Origin of the sequence: Dankookia rubra (assembly GCF_004355005.1) — a bacterium.
Classification (GTDB): domain Bacteria; phylum Pseudomonadota; class Alphaproteobacteria; order Acetobacterales; family Acetobacteraceae; genus Paracraurococcus; species Paracraurococcus ruber_A.
On the sequence record NZ_SMSJ01000001.1, the window covers coordinates 346,159 to 363,070 of the forward strand.

A 16,912-nucleotide genomic window follows, 5' to 3' on the forward strand; every position below is an offset into this window, starting at 1 on the left:
CCGCGATGATCCGCCTGCTGGATGTCCACAAGAGCTACCACACGCATTTCGGCGCCAAGGAAGTGCTGCGCGGCGTCAACATCACCTTCGCCCCCGGCGAGAAGGTTGGCATCCTCGGCCGCAACGGCGCCGGCAAGACCACGCTGCTGCGGCTGATCGCCGGGGTCGAGCATCCCAACAACGGCCGGATCGAGCGGCGGATGAGCGTGTCCTGGCCGCTCGGCTTTGCCGGCGCCATGCACTACAGCATCTCCGGCGCCGACAATGCCCGCTTCATCGCCCGCATCTACGACAAGCCGATCAAGGAAACGGTGCAGTTCGTCGAGGACTTCGCCGATCTCGGCAGCTATTTCCGCATGCCTGTGCGCACCTACTCCTCCGGCATGGTCGTGAGGCTGGGCTTCGCGCTCTCGCTCGCGGTGCATTTCGACTGCTACCTGGTGGATGAGGCGATCGCGGTCGGCGACAGCCGCTTCGCCGAACGGGCGCGCGGCGCGCTTGCCGACCTCAATGCCCGCAGCGCCCTGCTGCTGGTATCTCATCAGGCCGAAACCGTGCGGGCCTTCTGCAAGACCGCAGCAATCCTCCAGGATGGTAGGTTGACCCGCTATGACGATCTGGACGAAGCAATCGCCGCCTACCGGGATGCCTGAGGCCGCGCTCGACCCCGCCAGCTGGTCGGGGCCGGTGGCGATGCCTGGGCTGGCGGCGCGCCTGCGCCGCTTCGTGAAGCGCAACGCCTATTCGGTGACCGTGCTGCTGCCGACCGCGCTGGCCGCCGTCTATCTGTTCGGCATTGCCGCGCCGCAATTCGAGTCGGAGGCCCGATTCATCGTCCGCGGCCGCTCCGGTGGCGGCGGCGCCGGTGGCGCCATGGCGGAGATGGCGCAGAGCGCGGGCTTCAAGCCGGCCTCCGAGGACGCCGTGGGCGTGCGGGACTACCTGCAGTCGCACGACGCCGTCACCGCGTTGCGCCAGCGACTGCCGCTGGTCGAGATCTTCCGCCGGCCGGAGGCCGACCCCATCGCCCGGCTCTGGTGGGAAGTCCCGACCGCCGAGCGGCTGCTCGACTATTTCCGCCGCATGGCCTCGGCGGAATACGACAGCACCAGCGGCATTACCGCGCTGCGGGTCCGCAGCTTCCGGCCGGAGGACAGCCAGGCCATCGCCCGCCATCTCCTGACCCTGTCGGAAGAGTTGGTGAACTTGCTGAATCGCCGGCTGCAGGAGGACGGGTTGCGCGTGGCGCGCGACGAGGTGGCGCGGGCCGAGGCTCGGCTGACCGCTGCCCAGCTCGCGGTCGGCAGCTTCCGTGAGCGCGCCCGCGCCGTCGACCCGACCCGATCCGCCGGCTATTCGCTGGAGAATATCGGCAAGCTGGAAGGCGCGCTGGCCCAGGCCCGGGCCGATCTGGCCGAGGCGCAGCGCTTCACCCGCGCCGACCACCCGCGGCTGCTGCAGCTGCGCAATCGGGCCGAGGGCCTCGCCATTCAGATTGCCGAGGAGCGCCGCCGGCTGGGCGACGGCAGCAACGGCGTCTCGCAGCAGGTCGGCGAGTACGAGCGGCTCGGCGTCGAGCAGGAACTGGCCCGCGCGCAGCTCGCCTCGGCCGCCGCCTCGCTCGAGCGGGCGATCGGCGATGCGCAGCGGCAGCAGATCTTCCTGCTGCGCGTGGTGGAACCAAACTTGGCGGAATACGCCCGCTACCCCAAGGCCACCCTGTCCATCCTGTACATCTTCGCCTGCCTTTCCGTGGCCTATGGCCTGGCCTGGCTGCTCATCGCGGGAATGCGCGAACATGCATCGTAAGCTTGGCTTCCTGATTGCCGCCGGGCTGCTGGCCGCGGGCGGCGCCGCGGCGCAGAGCCCCTTCCAGCTGCTGCAGCAGATGCAGACCAACACGCTGCTCGGGCCAAGGCCTGGCGCACCTCTCACGCCCTCGGAGGGCGTGACGCAGGCGCTGCCGAGCCTGGTCGGGCCGGACCGCGTGCTGAACCGCACCGGGACGGAAACCCAATCCGAGGGCGGCCCGGTCGCGGTCGGCCCGCTCGGCGACGGGAGCCGCGTCGCCGGCGCCACCGCGGTCTTCGGTGCTTCGCTCTTCACGCGGGAGGCGACGGCGGTCTCCGACGCGCCCAACCCGAACTATGTTCTCATCCCCGGCGACCGCGTCTCGGTGCGGGTCTGGGGGGCGGTGGAAGCCGAGGTCGTCGGCCAGGTCGATCCCTCCGGCATGCTCTTCCTGCCGAATATCGGCCCGATCCGCGTCGCCGGCACCCGCGCCGGCGACCTCCAGCGGACGGTCGAGGCCGAGGTGCAGAAGGTCTATACCAATCAGGTGCAGGTCTACGCCGTGCTGCTGTCGACCCAGCGCATCGGCGTTTTCGTCACCGGCTTCGTCCGCACCCCCGGCCGCTTCGCCGGCTCGGCCGCCGACAGCGTCGTGGACTTCCTGGTCCGCGCCGGCGGCGTCGATCCCGGGCGTGGTTCGTACCGCGAGATCACCGTGCAGCGCGGCGGCCGCACCGTTGCCACTGTGGATCTCTACCGTTTCCTGATCGAGGGGCGCCTGCCGCAGATCAGGCTGCAGGAGGGCGACACGCTGGTCGTCGCCCGGCAGCGCGCCGTGGTCGGTGCCGATGGTGCGGTGCGCAACAACTACATGTTCGAGGTGCCCGGCCGCGCCATGACCGGGCGGGAGCTGCTCGACTATGCCCGCCCCCTGCCCTCCGCCACCAATGCGGTGTTGAAGGGCACCCGCGGCGGCCAGCCCTTCTCCCGCTACGCAACGCTGGCGGAACTGCCCAACCTGACCCTGCAGGACCAGGACACCGTCACCTTCATCACCGACAGCCCGGCCCGCACGGTGCGCGTCACGGTCGAGGGCAGCCGGATCGGCCCTTCGGTTCTGGTCGCCGACCGGGACGCGCAGCTCTGCCAGTTGCTGGACTATATCGCGGTCGACCCGGTGCTGGCGGATACCCGCTCGGTCTTCCTGCTGCGGACCTCGGTCGCGCAGCAGCAGCGCCGGGCCATCGACGAGGCACTGGACCGGCTCGAGCGGCAGCTCTTCCTCGCGGTCTCGCCGACCACCGGCGTCGCGGCGATCCGCGCCTCGGAGGCCAACCTCGTCTCTTCCTACATCCAGCGCGCCCGTCGCACCCAGCCGGAAGGCCGGCTGGTGGTGGTCGATAATGCCGGCCACTGCGCCCCGGTGCGGCTCGAGGATGGCGACGTCGTCGTCATCCCCGAGAAGTCGCAGACCGTGCTGGTCGCCGGCGAGGTGACGGCGCCGCGCGCCGTGGTCTGGCGGCCGGAGATGAAGCTTGCCGACTATATCAGGGCGGCCGGCGGCTACGGTCCACGCGGCAACGACAGCTCCCTGATGATCCGGCGGCCGAGCGGCGAGCTGGTGCTCGACCCGGCGGAACTGCCGCGGCCGGGCGACGAGCTGATCGCCCTTCCGAAGCTTGACCCCAAGGTTTTCCAGATCGGCAGCGACCTACTCGGGCTGATCTACCAGATCGCGGTGGCGACCCGGATCTTCCTGTAGCGTCCAGGGACGGCGCTTGCGCCGCCCCTCCCCGTCTCGGGCCAGCCTTCAGGGCAGCCGCGCCAGCGCCCGGCTTTCCAGGTAGTCAAGCCGCGCCGCATGGTCGTCGGTGCGGCACACCATCAGGCTGCAGACCCCCACCTGCGCCGCACCGATCGGCGCCGCATAGGCGCCGTCGATCGACACCACCAGCTCGTCCGCCCCGCCCGCCGGCACGGTGAGGAGCGCAAAAAGCCGCTCCGCCGGTCCGGCGTCCTGGCGCAGCGCCACCGGCGGCGGTCCACCCTCCCGCCACGCGCGCAGCACGAAGGCCGCCGGCTCGGCCGGCGCCTGGATCTCCAGGTAGACCCGCAGCGCCGTATCGGCCGCCCCGGCCGGCAGGGGCAGGCGCAGCCGGCTCTCGCCCGGCCTGGCCCAGGCGCCCCAGGCCTCGGCGGGCGACCAGCCAAGGCCCTCCCGCAGGGCATCGGCGATGGCCATGGCCAGCACAGGCTCCGGCCCCGCCAGCAGGCCCAGGGCATGTGCCTGGCCGAGCCGCAGCGGCACCCGGGCGAGCGGCGCCGGCAGGCCGGGCGCCGCGTCCGCGGACGTATCGCGCACCACCTGCGCCGCGATTCCGGACCAGCTCCGCAGCCGCAGCCGCCCGGCAATGCCTGCTTCCAGCGCCGCCCGGTGCGCGTCTTCGCTGCTCAGCCGCCAGATCTGCGCCACGAGTTCGGGCTCGCTGTTCGGGGCGAAGAAGACGGCGCCCGCGGCGCCCGACTCGCGCAGGCCCGAATGCTCCGGCACCAGCGGCACCTTGCCATGCGCCAGGCTCTCGGTGACCGGGAGGCCCCAGCCCTCGTAGAAGCTGTTGTAGAGGGTGAACAGGCAGTCACGGTAGAGCGCCGCCAGCACGGTGTCCGGCACGTCGTGCAGCAGGTGGACCTTCGCGCGCAGAATGGGGGAGCGGGCATGCAGCCGCAGCGCCTCCTCCGCCAGCCAGCCCAGCTTGCCGACGCAGACCAGGTCCGGAACCGCCTCCGCGCCGTGCCGGCGCACCAGGGTCAGCCAAGCCTGGAAGACCAGCAGGTGGTTCTTGCGCGATTCGATGGTGCCGACCGAGAGGACGAAGCGGCGGCCGTCGCGGAGCGGCGCCGGCAAAGGGCCGGGCGGGACGGCGTCGGGCTGGCCATCGAGCGGCACGGTGCGGCAGGCGATGGCGGTGCCGGGCAGCAGGGCGCGCTGCAACCGCTCGAAATCCGCCCTCGTGCAATCGGAATTGGTCAGCACCGCATCGGCATGCAGGCAGAGTCCGGCGAACCAGCGGGCGAATTCGTCGACCAGCCCCTCGGCGCAATGCTCCGGCACCAGCAACGGAATGCAGTCGTGCAGGAAGGGAACGTAGCGAATGCCGTGCCGCGCCTTGGCCTCCCGCACCCGGCGCAGGTAGTCGGGGATCCACCAGGAGGTGCCGAGATTGACCAGTGCGCTGCCGGCGGCGAAGTCGAGCGCCGGGCCGGTCCGCAGTGCCTGCCCCATCGCGGCGACCGCGGCGGTCCAGTCAGTCTCCGCGGTGTCGGTCGCGGTGGCGGAAAGCCGGGCGAGGTCGAGGAACAGCGCCGCCGGCACCGCCTTCCAGTCGCCGCTGGCCGGGTCGAAGGCGGCCACCGAGACGAGCCGGTCGGCGACATGCTGCAGGGCCTCGCGGATGATGTTGAGCTGGACGCGCTGGATACCGGTCGGCGCCCGGTTGTGGCGGAAGTAGTCGAACAGGTCCGAGGCATCGAAGACCAGTGGCGCGCCGGTGACGGCGCCCGCGGGCGTCCCGGGCGGCGGCGCCACGGCGGGCGGCGGCGGCGGCACGGGCACGGGCTCGGGGGGCGGCGGGGCGGCGAAGGCGTCGTCGCCCAGCAGCTCGCGCCGGGCATCGACATTGCCGGGGTCGAGGCTCAGCGCCATCGCATAGGCGCCGAGCGCCTCCTCCGCCCGGCCGAGGAGCTTCAGCGCGTGGCCGATCTGCAGCTGCAGGTCGCTGTCGCCGGGCTGCAGCTTCTCCGCCTCGCGGTAGCAGAGCAGCGCGCCCTTGGGATCGCCGGATTCCTTCAGGCAATGGCCGTACTGGATCCAGATCGCGCCGTCCGCCGGCCGCAGGCGGAGGTACTGGCCATAGGCCTCCGCGGCATCAGCCCAGGCGCGGCGGTCCCGCAGCCGGTCGCCCTCCCCGACCAGCCGGTCCGCATCGGACGGGCCGCCTTGCGGGTCGGTGTCCTGGGGTTGCATGTCCATCCGAGAATCCTGGGGGTTCGTCCTGCGAACGGCAATCTGGCGGAAAATAACCCGGCCGTTGACCGGTGTCTCGACCAGGATGGGAGAGTGCTTAACCCTCCGTGAATATCAGCCGAGCAGGATGGCCACGCCCAGAAGGGGCGACAGGAGCACCAGGATGGCGGCGACGCGCAGCATGAGCATGGACAGGTCCACCAGCCGCAGCGCCACTTGGCCGCGCATCGGCAGGTCCAGCGTCGCGGCATCGGCTGCGAGGACGGATAGCGGTTCGGTGGTATGGGCCACGTTGGGATCCTGCATCACGAACGCGATAAACCTACCTCGTTCATCGCGTATAAAGCGATATCCGCATAGCACACCTTGCCAAGTCGTGAACGGCCACTCTAGGGGGCCTCACGTCCCGGCGACCGCCCATTCCGGAGGAACCGTCGGAGTCACGGAGATCCCGGCATGACCAGGCCGCCGCGCGTCTTCCTGGATGGTTACAATCTCGCGTTGAACCAGGGCACTGGCGTCGCCACCTACGCCCGCAACCTCAGCTTCGCCCTGGAACGCCTGGGGCATGAGGTCGGGGTGCTTTACGGCACCCGCGCCTCGCCCTCGGCCAATACCCTGATCCGGGAGATCGCCTTCTTCGACGAGCGCGTCGGCAACCCGCCGAAATGGCTGGTGGCGCTGCGCCGGGCCAAGCGGATGCTGCGCGCGCCGTTCGGCGAGATCGCCGTGCCGGTGCCGATCACCGGCAAGGTGGTGACCGCGACCTTCCGCGACCGGCTGCCGTATTTCAACGAGATCTGGAACACCCAGGACCTCTTCCAGCAGGCGGCCGCCCACCAGCGCTTCCTCAGCGGCCGCCTGGCGGTCACGGTGCCTGCCCCGCCGCAGCTGATGCACTGGACCTATCCGCTGGCGCTCCGCGTGCGCGGCGCCCGCAACATCTACACCATGCACGACCTGGTGCCGTTGCGGCTGCCCTACACGACTCTCGACAACAAGCGGCGCTACTTCCGGCTGAACCGCATGCTCGGCCGGCGGGCGGACCATATCGTGACGGTCTCCGAGGCGTCGAAGCGGGACATCGTCTCGCTGCTCGGCGTGCCGGAGGACCGGGTGACCAATACCTACCAGGCGGTCGACATCCCCCGCCGGCTGCGCGAGCTGCCGCTGGAACAGGTGCGGGCCGAGATCGACGGCAGCTTCGGGCTGCAGGCCGGGAACTACTGGCTCTTCTTCGGCGCGATCGAGCCGAAGAAGAATGTCGGCCGGATGATTCAGGCCTACCTGGCCAGCGGCGCAGAGGGCCCGCTGGTCATCGTCGGCAAGCGGGCCTGGAAGTCCGAGGACGAGCTCCGCCTGCTCTACGACGACCATGTGAAGTACCTGGTGCAGGAAGGCTCGATCCTGCGGACCCGGCACCGGATCATGATGCTGGACTATGTCCCCTTCCGGCTGCTGGTGAACCTGATCCGCGGCGCCCGGGCGGTGCTGTTCCCCTCGCTCTACGAAGGCTTCGGCCTGCCGGCGCTGGAAGCCATGCTGCTGGGGACACCGGTCATCACCTCCAATACTGCCTCAATGCCCGAAGTGGTGGGAGATGCGGCGATCCAGGTCGATCCCTACGACATCTCCGCCCTGGTCCAGGCGATCCAGGCCGTGGACCGCGACCCGGCGCTGCGCGCACGGTTGGCCGAGGCTGGGCCGCGTCAGGCCGACCGGTTCAGCCCGGAGCGTTACGCGGCGCGGCTCGAGGCGCTCTATGCCCGGCTCGGCGTCCCGCCGGCTGGCCGCGATGCTGTCCCGCAGGCGCCGCGCCTCGCCGCCGAATAACGCGGCCCCGCCAAGGCAAAGGAGACGCCCATGGACAGCCAGGGACCGGCCGGCCGCGCCTTCGATGCGGCCGACCTGATCGGCGGCGAGGACCACGACTTCGTCGTCAACCTCTACCTCGCGGTGCTCGGGCGCTGGCCGGATGCGGCCGGCTACCGCCGCTACCTGGACGCTGTCGCCGGCCGGCCGGAGCGGCGGCTGGAGGCGTTGCGGGAAGTGTCCGGGTCCGAGGAAGCGGCCCGCCACGGCGCCCGGATCGGCTTCGGCAACGGCCCCGCCGTCCCGCCCGGCCCGACCAGGGTGCTGGCCGTCACCCTGGCGCTGCGGACGGATTGGCTGCAGGCCGAGGTGGCACGGCTGCAGGAGGCGGTCGGGCTGCTGGGCGGCGCGGGCTTCACCGCGGACCTGATCGAATCGCGCGATGCCGGCCTGCATTTCGAGATGAATGCCCTGCGGCGCGAGGTGGCGGAGCGGCTGGACGGGCTGCTCGGCCCGCCCAACGGAGATGCGGCGGCGGCGGCGGCGGCGCGGGATGCGGCGGTGCAGGCGGTCTCGCGCCTCGTCGTCGACTACGCCGGCGACCTGGTCGCGGCGGCCGAGGCCAGGATGGAGGCGCGGCTGCGCGCGATGGAAGCCCGCCTGCTCGCGCTCGAGGCCCGGCGGGGCGGGTGACCCCCGGCTCCTCCCTGCCCCTGCCGGCGGGCCTCGTCGTCTTCACCCCGCTGCCACCGGGGCGATCGGGCATCGCCAGCTATGCCGCAGAGTTGCTGCCGGTGCTGGCGGCGGCCCTGCCGGTTGTCGCGGTGGTCGCCCGGCGCCAGGACATCGTGCCGCTGGCCGGGTGCGAGGTGCTCTCGGTCCTCGACTATCGCGGGCGCCCGGCCTTGCGGGGCTGGGCGCATCTGTACCAGATCGGCAACAGCCTCGATCATGCGCATGCCTATGTCGCGGCGTTGCGCCGGCCGGGGATCGTCACCCTGCACGACCCGGTGCTGCACCACCTGGTGGAGGCCCTGACCCTTGGCCGCGGCAATCCGGCGGGCTACGCCGCGGCGCTCTCCGCCGAGCATGGCGAGGCTGGCCGGCGGGTGGCGCTGCTGCGGGCGCAGGGGCTGCTCCACCCGGGGACCCGCTTCCTGCTGCCCATGCATCGCCAGGTGCTTGACCGGGCGCAGGGCGTCATCCTGCATAGCCGCTTCGCCGCCGGGCGGGTGCAACGCCCTGGCGGGCCGCCGCTGCGCGTGGTGCCGCACCACCTCCCGGGGGCGGTCGCCGCGCTCGATGGGCTGGACCGGGCCGCGGCGCGCCAAAGGCTCGGCCTGCCGGCGCAGGCACCGATCCTGCTCTCGCTAGGCCATGCCACGCCGGCCAAGCGGATCGACCTGGTGCTGGCGGCGGTGGCGCGGCTGGCGGCGGACTTCCCCGACCTGTTGCACGTGATCGCCGGGGCGCCGGATCCCGGGCTGGACTTGGCCGGGCACATCGACCGGCTCGGGCTACGGGATCGCGTGCGGGTCACCGGCTGGCTGCCGGAGGACGCCTTCCTGCCCTATGCCCGAGCCGCCGACCTGCTGGTCAACCTGCGTCACCCGCAGGCGGGCGAGACCTCCGGCGCGCTGGTGGGAGCGCTGGGGATGGGCCTGCCGGCCGTGGTGGACGCGACCGGGCCGGCGGCGGAATACCCGGATGCCGTGGTGGCGAAGCTGCCGCCTGGCCCGGAGCCCGCGGCGCGGCTGGCAGCGCTGGTGGCCGGGCTGCTGCGCGACAGCGCGGGGCTGGCGGCTCGGGGCGCCGCCGCACGGGCGCACCTGCGGCAGGAGCACGGCCTGGCAGCCTCGGCCGCCGCCTACCTGGACGCGATTACCATTTGGGATGCCGCGCGGCGCGCACGGCAGGGCCAACCGACCTTGGCGCGTCGACCCGCACCGGATCCGCCGTGCTGCTAAGGTGCTGCCGAGATGGGCGTTCAGGGCTGAAGGCGGAAGCGCCGCGACGGTCCGGAACCGGCCAGCGCGTGCCGATTGGAATCTTACAACGTGTTACATTATCGATTTTCTTCAACTATAGCGAAACCGCAAGAGGGGCTGGACCGCCGAACCATTCCGAATCCGTGCCTGCTGCTTCATCATGCGCAACGCTGGTTGACCAGGGCGACCACAGGGGGAGAGACGCATGGCGCAGCTCGGCAAGGGCCTGCGGGTATTGTTGGCCGAGGACGAGACGCTCGCCGCGCTGGTGATCAGCGATGCGCTGGCCGATATGGGCCATAGCGTGATGCATGCGGCGGATGGTGAAACCGCACTGGGCCTGGCGGCGGCCCTGCCCTTCGACGTCCTCGTCACCGACCTTGCCATGCCCCGGCTTTCGGGTCTGCAGCTGATCCCGCTGCTGCGGGCGGAGCGCCCCGACCTGCCGGTGGTGATGATGACCGGTTGGCTGCCGCCGGACGGGGCGTGCATGCTCGCGGCCTGCGGCATGGGGCGTACCACCCTGCTCCTGAAGCCATTCGCCATGAGCCAGCTGGCCGAGTCGCTGGCGCGGGTCGTGCCGGCCGCGGTGCCGGGGCAGCCTTGCCTGGGCGGCGTCCCACCCGTCGAGGCGGCGCCGGCGGCGTGACCTGCCGGTGCCGGGCCATTGCGGCTCGCGTCCAGGACCAGACGCGGCACCGCGGCGGCCTCCTGTTCTCGGGGCGAAGGTCCGGGCGACGGGCATTCGCCCCGGCCCGCAAGCGCCCCTATTCGGCCAGGAAGGCGCGGATGCGGTCGCCGAGCGGAGCCATCCCGACCACGCCATTGAGATGGCCGAGCGGCCCCGTCACCTCCGCCGTCTCTACCGCCTTGCCGGCCTTCCGCAGTACCTCAATGAACTCCTGGGCGCCGTCATGCACGAAGACCCGGTCGGTGGGCGAAGGGATGACCAGCCAGCGCTTCGCCGCCCCTTCCATCGCAGCGGCCAGGCTCGGGTAATCGTTCAGGAAGAGCTGGTTGGCGCGGACCATGTACAGGAAGGAATTGGCGTCCGAGGTCCTGGCTCGCGCCGCGGCCGCGTCGTCCAGCCATTTCTCGATGGCGAAGCGGTCGCCGATGCGGCGCGCCGGATCCTGGCCTTCGGGCAGCTTGCGGTCGTACTGCTTCGCCCAAAGCCGGTCGCGGGCGTGCAGCGTGACGATCTTCCAGGCCTCGGCCAGGCCGCGCAGCGGCGGCTCGCGGCCGAGCGCGTAGTAGTCGCCCTCCCGCCAATTCGGGTCGAGGCGGATCGGCGCCTCCCAGATGTCGAGCCAGCCCTGCATCCAGGCATCGATCTCGGCGGCGATCACCGGCATGGCGCGCTGGACGAAGTCCGGATAGGCGGCGGCCCATTCGATGGTCTGCAGCCCGCCATTGGACGGGCCGGCCACCAGCGCCAGGCGCTTCACGCCGAGGCTGTCGAGCAGCCGCTTCTGCACCTCGACGAAGTCGCGCATGGCGATGACGGGAAAGGCCATGCCCCAGGGCCGGCCGGTATCCGGGTTGATGCTGGCCGGGCCGGTGGTGACGGTACTGGCATCGGGGACGTTGACGTTGACCAGCGTGTCGGCCGAGACGACGAAGTACTTCTCCGTGTCGATCGCCTTGCCCGGGCCGATGATGGCGTCCCAGTAGCCGGCCGGGCCCGTGGCCGACAGGCGCCCGAAGGCGTGGCTGTTGCCGCTGAAGAAGTGGCAGATCAGGACGGCATTGTCCCCCGCCGCATTCAGCCGGCCCATAGTTTGATAGCCGATGCGGGTATTCGGGATGCTGGCGCCGCCGCGCGTCTGGAAGGCGCCGGCCTCGAAGACCCGCTTCTCTAGCACCTCCGGCACTGCGGCCTGCTGTGCCATGGCGACAGGCATGATGCCGGGCGCTGCGGTGCCGGCCGCCAGCAGGGCCGTCGCAACCAGGAGGCCTCGCCGTCTCATCATACCGGGTACTCTCCGCTGTGGAAGCCGGCATGGTGGTCGGCGATCATGGCGCCAGCAAGATGCCGGCTGGGTGCCGCGATTGCGTCCCGGCGCCACCGTTGCGCCGGTGCCGAAGGCCAGCATAGCCTTTAGGCGCGGGCGCCGGCGTGCCCCGGGCCAACCCAGGCTGGCCCGGGGCACGCCGTCCGGCTGCGAAGAACAATGGGGGGTTGCGACTTTGATGACGATTTCACTGTTGCTGGTGATCGTGCTGGGGGCGCTCTCGATCGCCTACGGCGTGGTCACCGCCAAACAGGTCATGGCGCTGGATGCGGGCAGCGCCCGCATGCAGGAGATCGCCGCGGCCATCCAGGAAGGCGCCTCGGCCTATCTCAAGCGGCAATACACGACCATCGGCATCGTCGGGGTGGTGCTGCTGGTGCTGGTGGTGGTCACGCTCGGCATCCCGGTTGCGATCGGCTTCCTGATCGGCGCCGTCCTGTCGGGGGCGGCCGGCTTCATCGGCATGAACGTCTCGGTGCGCGCCAATGTCCGCACCGCCCAGGCCTCCACCCAATCGCTGGCCGCGGGCCTCGACGTCGCCTTCAAGTCGGGTGCCATCACCGGCCTGCTGGTCGCCGGCCTCGCGCTGCTCGGCGTCGCGGTCTACTTCTTCATCCTGACCCAGCTCATGGGCCTGGCGGCGAATGATCGCGTAGTCATCGACAGCCTCGTCGCCCTCGGCTTCGGCGCCTCCCTCATCTCGATCTTCGCCCGGCTCGGCGGCGGCATCTTCACCAAGGGCGCCGATGTCGGCGGCGACATGGTCGGCAAGGTCGAAGCCGGCATCCCCGAGGACGACCCCCGCAATCCCGCCACCATCGCCGACAACGTGGGCGACAACGTCGGCGACTGCGCCGGCATGGCGGCCGACCTGTTCGAGACCTATGCGGTGACCATGGTCGCCACCATGGTGCTGGCGGCCATCGCCTTCCCGCCCGCGGCCCTCGCGCTCGGCATGCTCTATCCGCTGGCGATCGGCGCGGTCTGCGTCGTGACCTCGATCGTCGGCACCTATTTCGTCAAGCTGCCGGCCAACAACTCGATCATGGGCGCGATGTACCGCGGCTTCATCGTCACCGGCGTGCTGTCGCTGATCGCCCTGCTGCCGCTGACCTACCTGGTCTTCGGCAGCGGCAGCATCACCGCGGCGGGCGCCACCTTCAACGCCTTCTCGCTCTTCCTCTGCGGCGTGGTCGGGCTGGCGGTGACCGGGCTGATCATCGTCGTGACCGAATACTACACCGGCACCAACTACCGTCCGGTGCAGGCGATCGCCGAGAGCTCGGTGACCGGCCACGGCACCAACGTGATCCGCGGCCTCGCGGTCAGCATGGAGAGCACCGCCGTCCCTGCGCTGATCATCATCGCCGGCGTGCTGTTCAGCTACAACCTGGCCGGCCTCTACGGCATCGCCATCGCCGTCACCACCATGCTGGCGCTGGCCGGAGTCGTGGTCGCGCTCGATGCCTTCGGCCCGGTCACCGACAATGCCGGCGGCATCGCCGAGATGGCCGGCCTGCCGAAGGAGATCCGGGTCACCACGGATGCGCTGGACGCGGTCGGCAATACCACGAAGGCGGTCACCAAGGGCTATGCGATCGGCTCGGCGGGCCTCGGCGCGCTGGTGCTGTTTGCCGCCTATACCCAGGACCTCACCTTCTTCGCGGCCAATACCGATGCCTATCCCTACTTCCGGGGCGTCGGCGCGCTCACCTTCAGCCTATCCAGCCCCTATGTCGTCGTCGGCCTGCTGTTCGGGGGCGCCCTGCCCTACCTGTTCGGCGGCATGGCGATGACGGCGGTCGGCCGCGCGGCAATGAGCGTGGTCGAGGAGGTCCGGCGGCAGTTCCGCGAGAAGCCGGGAATCATGGAAGGCCGCGACCGTCCGGATTACGGGCGGGCCGTCGACATCCTCACCAGGGCGGCGATCAAGGAGATGATGATCCCGTCCCTGCTGCCGGTGCTCTCGCCGCTGGTGATCTATTTCGGCATCAGCGCCATCGCTGGGAAGGCGGCCGGCTTCGAGGCGCTGGGGGCCATGCTGCTCGGCGTCATCGTCAACGGCTTCTTCGTCGCGGTCAGCATGACCACCGGCGGCGGCGCCTGGGACAATGCGAAGAAATACATCGAGGAAGGCCACCATGGCGGCAAGGGATCCGAGGCCCACAAGGCCGCGGTGACCGGCGACACGGTGGGCGATCCCTACAAGGACACCGCCGGACCCGCGGTGAATCCGATGATCAAGATCACCAACATCGTGGCGCTGCTGCTGCTGGCGATCCTGGCGCATAGCGGCTGACCGGCACGGCGCGAACGGGAAAAGGCCGGCGGGTTCCCCCGCCGGCCTTTTTCATGCCGATCGCCAAGGCACGCGAAATCGCATTTTCGGACAAATCCTCCGGTGGCGCCCGGCCGCCGCGCCTCAGGCCAGCACGGCCCGGCGCAGGGTGGCGATGACCCGCCGCGGCTTGCCGGAGGCGTCGGCGATACGCTGGTCCTGTGACTCGATCTCGGTACGGGCCGGTTCGTCGCCGTCGAGGCCGCCGAGGATATCGGTCGGCACTTTGCGGTTCGAAGTCCGGCTGCCATCGGTGTAGTGGACGTCGAAGAACGCCCACTTGCCGTCATCGCGTCGCTTGGCCATGGGATGCCCCCTTCAGGCAGAAACCCGGCGCCGCGAACGGCACCGGGTCCCAATCTGCCGATGATCAACCGCCGGGACCGGCCAAAAAGGCCGGCTCCGACAGAGGCCTTCGATCAGGCCAGCTTCAGGTTGCCAGCCGAAACCTTGCCCTTGCGCGGGTCATTCTCGAGGTCGAAGCTGACCTTCTGGCCCTCGTTCAGCGCACGGATCGGCGGGTTGGCCCGCTCGAGCGCACTGATGTGGACGAACACGTCCGCACCGCCCGTATCGGGCTGGATGAAGCCGAAGCCCTTGGTTGCGTTGAACCACTTCACGGTACCGGTAGCCATTGTCGCTATTCCATCATCTCATGTTCCGTCCCACGCCCTTCGTGGAACGGGACTCGCCCTAACGCTGGTCTTCACCGCATTCGGCCTTCAGGCCGAACCGGACGGGAGGGCTGCGGCAAAATAGGCCGGACCAGCCATTCCCGGAACGCCAGCCACGCCACGGGGCGTGGCGGCGGTGTCAGGCCTCGGTCTTGTCTTCATCGGCGGCGGGTTCGGGCAGGGGTCCGCCCTCACGTTCCTGCTTCCGACGGGCGACCGCTTCCTCACGCTCACGCTGCTTCTCGGCCTGCTTGGTCAGCTTGCCGCGATTGATCTCGGCCCGTTGCTGGCCGTAATTCGGTCGTCTCGCCACGCTGGCCGCCCTATCAGGAAAAAACGCCGGTGGCGCCGCTGCGGAGCTGGCTTTCCAGCACCACGCGCTCATGCCCATCCTGCTGATGCTTGACCCGGTATTCCCGGTCGTTGTCCGGGCCGGGAAGCTGCCGCACCACCGTGTAGAGCCCGCGGGGCACATTGCCGTCGAAGCGATGGGGAACGAATTCCACCTTCTGCCCGACATTGAAGCGGTGGGGTGACATCATAATCCTCCTGCCTTTCGGCTGCGGGATGGGCAGGCGGAAAGCGTCCGGGGCCGCAGCCGGTCCCCGAACGAGAAGCCGGACCTCAGTCGAGCTGGATGTTGCCGGCGGACAGCTTGCCTTCCTTGCCGCGCTGCACGTCGAAGCTGACCTTCTGGCCGTCGTTCAGGCCCTGAAGGCCGGCGCGCTGGACATCGGAGATATGCACGAAAACGTCAGCAGTCCCGTCAGAAGGCTGGATGAAGCCGTAGCCTTTGGTGGCGTTGAACCACTTAACAGTGCCGGTAGTCATGATAGCAAATCCATCAAGCATGCGTTCCGCCCCACGCACGCCGCGGGGCAGGCCAATCTGCCAATGCGGGACGGAAACCAGGCTCGGCGCTCTATCATGAGCTGTCGAAACAGGCCGAACCAGACGGGTTGACGATCGCACCATGCGCCCGAACGCGTCGGGACACAACTTCATTCGCCCGGGATCGCGCGGATGCGATCCCGCGACCGCGAGGTCTGCGGGTCCGGGACTCCGCGGCAGCAGGGCCGAGGCCCGTCGCAAGCGCCGCTCCGCCGGCCGCATGGGACCTGCGGCTCCGCCTGCGAGGGCAGTGTCGAGCAGCCGAGCCTGACCCACAGCGATCCTGGCCAGCACGACCATATACACCAAAACAGCGGAGATGCGGGACTCCAATTCGGCTTCACGTTGCGATAATCCACTTACGGGTCGTCGTCCCGGCGGAAGGGTCCCGGCTGCGGGGCGCGCATGACCTGCGACGATGGCGGTGCGGTCCGCCGCAGTCCGGGCCTCCGTATGCCGACCGCCTCGGACCGGGTCCGCAGCAAGATCCGTGGTGCGAACCGCCCGGGCGATCTGCGGTGAATGCCAGCAGTCGGCCGTGCGCGGCCCGGTTGGCGAACCGAAGCGCGCTAGCGGTGGCGCAGCCGCTCGGGGATCGGCAGGCCGAGCCGGGCCGGCACCTGCCAGACCTCCCGCACCGTGCGTAGCTTGGCGAAGCCGCTGGCGAGGTAGTTGGGCAGGGCACGCGGATGATCGGCGGTGCAGGTATTCACCGTCAGGCCACGCGGGTGCTCGGCCCAGGCGGTCTCGACCGCGTGGCGCAGGAATGCAGGCCCCAGCCCATGCCCGACGGCATGCGGCAACAGGCCGAAATAGCCAAGGTTAGTGAAGGGCCGGTTGCGCCGGTCGAGCTCGTAGAAGCCGGCCGGCTCGCCATCCTGGTAGAGGACGTGGATGGAAACCCCAGGATTACCCAGGATCGCGGCAAGCTCGGCATCGGGCAGGGTCCGCCGCAGCCACCAGCAATAATCCTGGCCGACCGTATGGTAGAGGTAGCGGTAGAAACCGACGCTGCAGCGCCGCGCCAGGACCACCCCGGCCGCGGCCGGCAGCCGCGGCCCGCCCGGCTCGGGCGGCTGGTCCATGCGCAGGAAGGTCACATCGACCGCGACCGGGATGACGGTCTCGCCTTTCAGGCTCATCGCCGGTCGCCGCTGGCCAGCACGGCGGCTCAGTTGTCGAGGAAGCTGCGCAGCTTGCGGCTGCGGCTCGGGTGCTTGAGCTTGCGCAGCGCCTTGGCCTCGATCTGGCGGATGCGCTCGCGGGTCACGTTGAACTGCTGCCCGACCTCCTCCAGCGTGTGGTCGGTGTTCATGCCGATCCCGAAGCGCATGCGCAGCACCCGCTCCTCGCGCGGGGTCAGGCTGGACAGGACCCTG

The 16,912-nt window shown here is 70.2% G+C and carries 18 protein-coding genes; 8 read left to right on the plus strand and 10 right to left on the minus strand.

Annotated elements, in window-relative coordinates:
• Positions 1-5 precede the first annotated feature (5 nt).
• The 3 genes from E2C06_RS01660 to E2C06_RS01670 are packed head-to-tail and all read left to right on the plus strand — an operon-like array spanning position 6 to position 3,553.
• A complete protein-coding gene (locus E2C06_RS01660) occupies positions 6-653 on the plus strand; it encodes an ABC transporter ATP-binding protein (RefSeq protein WP_133286825.1) in 648 nt (215 codons plus the stop codon).
• The gene (locus tag E2C06_RS01665; protein ID WP_133286826.1) at positions 610-1,809 is read left to right on the plus strand and encodes a capsule biosynthesis protein; all 1,200 of its coding nucleotides are present in this window, start codon (positions 610-612) and stop codon (positions 1,807-1,809) included. Before E2C06_RS01660 ends, E2C06_RS01665 begins: the two co-directional genes overlap by 44 nt.
• On the plus strand, positions 1,799-3,553 hold the full coding sequence (locus E2C06_RS01670) for a polysaccharide biosynthesis/export family protein (RefSeq protein ID WP_133286827.1): 1,755 nt from the start codon (positions 1,799-1,801) through the stop codon (positions 3,551-3,553). Before E2C06_RS01665 ends, E2C06_RS01670 begins: the two co-directional genes overlap by 11 nt.
• A 48-nt stretch (positions 3,554-3,601) precedes the next feature.
• Here E2C06_RS01670 and E2C06_RS01675 read toward each other — a convergent pair whose 3' ends face one another.
• Positions 3,602-5,821, minus strand: a complete 2,220-nt coding sequence (locus E2C06_RS01675; RefSeq protein ID WP_133286828.1) for a glycosyltransferase — start codon at positions 5,819-5,821, stop codon at positions 3,602-3,604.
• A gap of 108 nt (positions 5,822-5,929) precedes the next feature.
• Positions 5,930-6,106, minus strand: coding sequence for a hypothetical protein (locus E2C06_RS37285; RefSeq protein WP_165982146.1), 177 nt, complete (start codon positions 6,104-6,106; stop codon positions 5,930-5,932).
• A 165-nt stretch (positions 6,107-6,271) separates the two neighbouring features.
• On the opposite strand from E2C06_RS37285, the gene E2C06_RS01680 reads away from it, so the two are divergent.
• From E2C06_RS01680 to E2C06_RS01695, 4 genes are all read left to right on the plus strand, one after another.
• Positions 6,272-7,648: a glycosyltransferase family 4 protein gene (locus E2C06_RS01680; protein WP_133286829.1), complete on the plus strand. Its 1,377-nt coding sequence runs from the start codon at positions 6,272-6,274 to the stop codon at positions 7,646-7,648.
• A gap of 30 nt (positions 7,649-7,678) precedes the next feature.
• Positions 7,679-8,320, plus strand: coding sequence for a DUF4214 domain-containing protein (locus E2C06_RS01685; RefSeq protein ID WP_133286830.1), 642 nt, complete (start codon positions 7,679-7,681; stop codon positions 8,318-8,320).
• Entirely contained in the window at positions 8,317-9,594 is a 1,278-nt protein-coding gene (locus E2C06_RS01690) for a glycosyltransferase (protein WP_133286831.1), read from the plus strand. The genes E2C06_RS01685 and E2C06_RS01690 overlap by 4 nt, the downstream gene beginning before the upstream one ends.
• 226 nt (positions 9,595-9,820) lie before the next feature.
• Positions 9,821-10,264, plus strand: coding sequence for a response regulator (locus tag E2C06_RS01695; RefSeq protein ID WP_133286832.1), 444 nt, complete (start codon positions 9,821-9,823; stop codon positions 10,262-10,264).
• Positions 10,265-10,382: 118 nt separating this feature from the next.
• Here the strand turns inward: E2C06_RS01695 and E2C06_RS01700 are convergent, their stop codons facing one another.
• Positions 10,383-11,588, minus strand: a complete 1,206-nt coding sequence (locus E2C06_RS01700) for an E22 family MetX-like putative esterase (protein WP_241671068.1) — start codon at positions 11,586-11,588, stop codon at positions 10,383-10,385.
• Between the two features lie 220 nt (positions 11,589-11,808).
• On the opposite strand from E2C06_RS01700, the gene E2C06_RS01705 reads away from it, so the two are divergent.
• Entirely contained in the window at positions 11,809-13,929 is a 2,121-nt protein-coding gene (locus E2C06_RS01705; RefSeq protein WP_133286833.1) for a sodium-translocating pyrophosphatase, read from the plus strand.
• Positions 13,930-14,052: 123 nt separating this feature from the next.
• Here the strand turns inward: E2C06_RS01705 and E2C06_RS01710 are convergent, their stop codons facing one another.
• The 7 genes from E2C06_RS01710 to E2C06_RS01735 all read right to left on the minus strand — a co-directional run.
• The gene (locus tag E2C06_RS01710; protein WP_133286834.1) at positions 14,053-14,274 is read right to left on the minus strand and encodes a hypothetical protein; all 222 of its coding nucleotides are present in this window, start codon (positions 14,272-14,274) and stop codon (positions 14,053-14,055) included.
• Positions 14,275-14,387: 113 nt separating this feature from the next.
• Positions 14,388-14,603: a cold-shock protein gene (locus tag E2C06_RS01715; protein ID WP_133286835.1), complete on the minus strand. Its 216-nt coding sequence runs from the start codon at positions 14,601-14,603 to the stop codon at positions 14,388-14,390.
• 178 nt (positions 14,604-14,781) lie between these two features.
• Positions 14,782-14,955, minus strand: a complete 174-nt coding sequence (locus E2C06_RS37290) for a hypothetical protein (RefSeq protein WP_165982147.1) — start codon at positions 14,953-14,955, stop codon at positions 14,782-14,784.
• A gap of 13 nt (positions 14,956-14,968) precedes the next feature.
• The gene (locus E2C06_RS01720; protein ID WP_241671069.1) at positions 14,969-15,184 is read right to left on the minus strand and encodes a hypothetical protein; all 216 of its coding nucleotides are present in this window, start codon (positions 15,182-15,184) and stop codon (positions 14,969-14,971) included.
• An 82-nt stretch (positions 15,185-15,266) separates the two neighbouring features.
• Positions 15,267-15,473 carry a cold-shock protein gene (locus tag E2C06_RS01725; RefSeq protein WP_133286862.1) on the minus strand — a complete coding sequence of 69 codons (207 nt, stop codon included), beginning with the start codon at positions 15,471-15,473 and terminating at the stop codon, positions 15,267-15,269.
• 629 nt (positions 15,474-16,102) lie between these two features.
• On the minus strand, positions 16,103-16,675 hold the full coding sequence (locus E2C06_RS01730; protein WP_133286837.1) for a GNAT family N-acetyltransferase: 573 nt from the start codon (positions 16,673-16,675) through the stop codon (positions 16,103-16,105).
• Between the two features lie 29 nt (positions 16,676-16,704).
• The coding region (locus tag E2C06_RS01735; protein WP_133286838.1) for a sigma-70 family RNA polymerase sigma factor at positions 16,705-16,912 on the minus strand (208 nt) is incomplete at its 5' end.